2 protein-coding genes and 1 pseudogene are annotated in these 2,434 nt (G+C 70.5%); 1 reads left to right on the plus strand and 2 read right to left on the minus strand.

The features are described 5' to 3' along the window. Positions 1 to 251, plus strand: a pseudogene (locus D7V77_RS41550) (hypothetical protein); the annotation flags it as partial. Positions 252 to 263: 12 nt separating this feature from the next. Here D7V77_RS41550 and serB read toward each other — a convergent pair. Beyond that, positions 264 to 1,460 carry a phosphoserine phosphatase SerB gene (serB, locus tag D7V77_RS41555; protein ID WP_120581673.1) on the minus strand — a complete coding sequence of 399 codons (1,197 nt, stop codon included), beginning with the start codon at positions 1,458 to 1,460 and terminating at the stop codon, positions 264 to 266. Positions 1,461 to 1,534: 74 nt separating this feature from the next. Continuing rightward, a partial coding sequence (locus D7V77_RS41560) for a serine/threonine-protein kinase (RefSeq protein WP_147452347.1) occupies positions 1,535 to 2,434 on the minus strand: 900 nt, incomplete at its 5' end.

Here is a 2,434-nt window from a genome sequence, read left to right on the forward strand (position 1 = left end):
CCCCGGCCCCCGCCGCGCGCGCGGCCCCCGCGCCCGCCGCGAACCCGGGCTCCAGCGCCTCGGACATCCTGGATGAAATCCTCGCGGGCGGCTCGCCCACCTCCGAGTGGACGGAGGAGGACCTGGCCCGCCTGCAGACGGTGCAGCAGAACCAGGAGAAGAGCTCGAAGATCCTCCGCGCCCTGCTGGAGCTCGTCTTCGAGAAGGGCGCCGTGCAGCAGCGCGAGCTGGCCGCGCGCATGCGCCTCTGACCCTGGCTTGTTTCAGCCCACCTCGCGCAGCTCGCGCGCGGTGAGCCCCAGCAGCGTGAGGATGGTGTCCAGCCCGCCGGCGGAGATGGACGTGTCGGCGGCCTCGCGCAGCTTCGGCTTGGCTCGGAAGGCGATGCCCAGCCCCGCCTTCTCCAGCATCAGCAGGTCATTGGCCCCGTCACCCACGGCGATGACCTGCTCCAGCAGGATGCCTTCCTGCTTCGCCAGCGTCTCCAGCAGCTCCGCCTTGCGGCGCGCGTTGACGATGGTGCCCAGGGTGCGGCCGGTGAGCTTCCCGTCCTGGACCTCCAGCACGTTGGAGTACGCGAAGTCGATGCCCAGCCGCTTCTGCAGCGCTTCCGCCGCCACGGAGAAGCCGCCGCTGATGACCGCGGTGCGGTAGCCCAGGCGACGGAGCACGCGGATGAGCGTCTCCGCGCCTTCCGTGAGCGGCAGGTTCGCGGCCAGCTCGTGCAGCACGCGAGCGTCCAGCCCGGCGAGCAGCGCCACGCGCTGACGCAGGGACTCGTCGTAGTCCATCTCCCCGTGCATCGCGCGCTCGGTGATGGCGGCCACCTTCGCGTGGACGCCGTAGGCACGCGCCAGTTCGTCGATGACCTCGATGCGGATGAGCGTGGAGTCCATGTCCATCACCACCATCCGCTTGCCGCGCCGGTAGAGGCTCTCGCGCTGGAGGGCGACATCGAAGGTGGGGCTCGCCATGGACAGCTCCAGCAGCGCGCGCTTGAGCGCTGACGTGTCGGCATCCGGCGGCAGCGTGACGTGGAGCTCCACCGCCGCGAGCGGCGTCTCGCTCAGCCGGGTGATGCGCTCCACGCGCGCGTTCCCCGCCACCAACTTCTGCGTCAGCGCATGCACGTCGTGCACGCCCAGCGCCTTGCCCACCGCGGTGACGACGTAGCGCAGCGGCTCTGGCCCCGGCGCTGGAGACGTGACGGCCGGAGGCACCGAGCGGACGTCCACCGTGACGCCCAGCTCCCGGGCCAGCTCAGGGAGCGCCTGGAGGGATTCTCCGCCTGGCAGACGCACCCACAGGGCCAGGGTGAGCAGGCCCTGCACCACCACCTGCTCCACGTCGAGCAGCTCCGCGCCCGCTTGCGCGAGCAGGCCGGTGAGGCGGACGGTGGTGTCGGGGCCGTCCCTTCCGGTGACGGTGAGGAGGACGCTGTCAGAGGGGCGCGTGTGCATGACGCACCGCACTCTGACAGGTCCATGCGGGGACGGGCGAGCCTCGCGAGGAGGCCCGCCTGCCCGGCCGACGGCTACTCCTGCGGATCCGACGACAGGACGAGCGAGCCGCGATCCAGGTACTCGCGCTCCGGGAAGGCCTTGTAGAAGTCCGCCAGCATCGCGTCCACGTCCGGGTAGCGCTGCTCGCGCCGGTCCTGCGTGGCCTTGTCGAAGAGCTGATCCAACCCGCTGGGCGCCTCCGGGTTCACCTCCGACGGCAGCGGCGAGCGGCGGCCCGGAATCTGACCGGTGAACATCTCGTAGAGCAGGATGCCCAGGGCGTACACGTCCGCGGCGGGGCCCGCCTCCTGGACGCCCTTGTTCATCAGCTCCGGCGCCATGTAGACCATGCCGCCCGTGCCCACGAACACCTGGGGCATGCCCTTCGTCGCGTCCACCTCCACCACGCGGCTCATGCCGAAGTCGGAGAGCTTCGCGTTGCCGTACGCGTCGAAGAGGACGTTCTCCGGCTTGATGTTGTGGTGGGTGAGCCCCGCGGCGTGCGCGGCCTTCAAGCCGTACGCCAGCTGCAGGAAGGTGCGCAGCGCGTGCTGCACGTCAATGCCCTTGCCGCCAGCCGCCTCCAGCTTCTCCTTCAGGCTGCCGCGCATCAGCTCCACCACGAAGTAGGGCCGCGCCGAGTCCACGTTCTGGTCGAGGATCTGCACCACGCCCGGGTGGCGCACCTGCGCCTGCGCGCACAGCTCCTTCTTCAGGCGCTTGAGCACCTCACCGCGCTGCAGGAAGGAGAAGTAGCCGAAGATGTCCTTCAGCTCCTTGATGCAGATGTCCAACCCCAGGGCGTTGTAGCGGCCCTTGAAGACCGTCCCCAGCGGCCCCGTGCCAATGGGGTCGAACTTCTGGTAGCGCAGGTCCAGGTCGCTGGTGCCCTTCGCGGCGGCCGCGGCGGCGGCGGCGTGGGGGACCGGGGC

Origin of the sequence: Corallococcus sp. CA041A, from assembly GCF_003612075.1 — a bacterium.
GTDB classification, from domain to species: domain Bacteria; phylum Myxococcota; class Myxococcia; order Myxococcales; family Myxococcaceae; genus Corallococcus; species Corallococcus exiguus.

Coding starts and splice junctions, on each gene's coding strand:
- serB (WP_120581673.1), bottom strand. CDS start 1,460: ATGCACACGCGCCCCTCTGACAGCGTCCTCCTCACCGTCACCGGAAGG.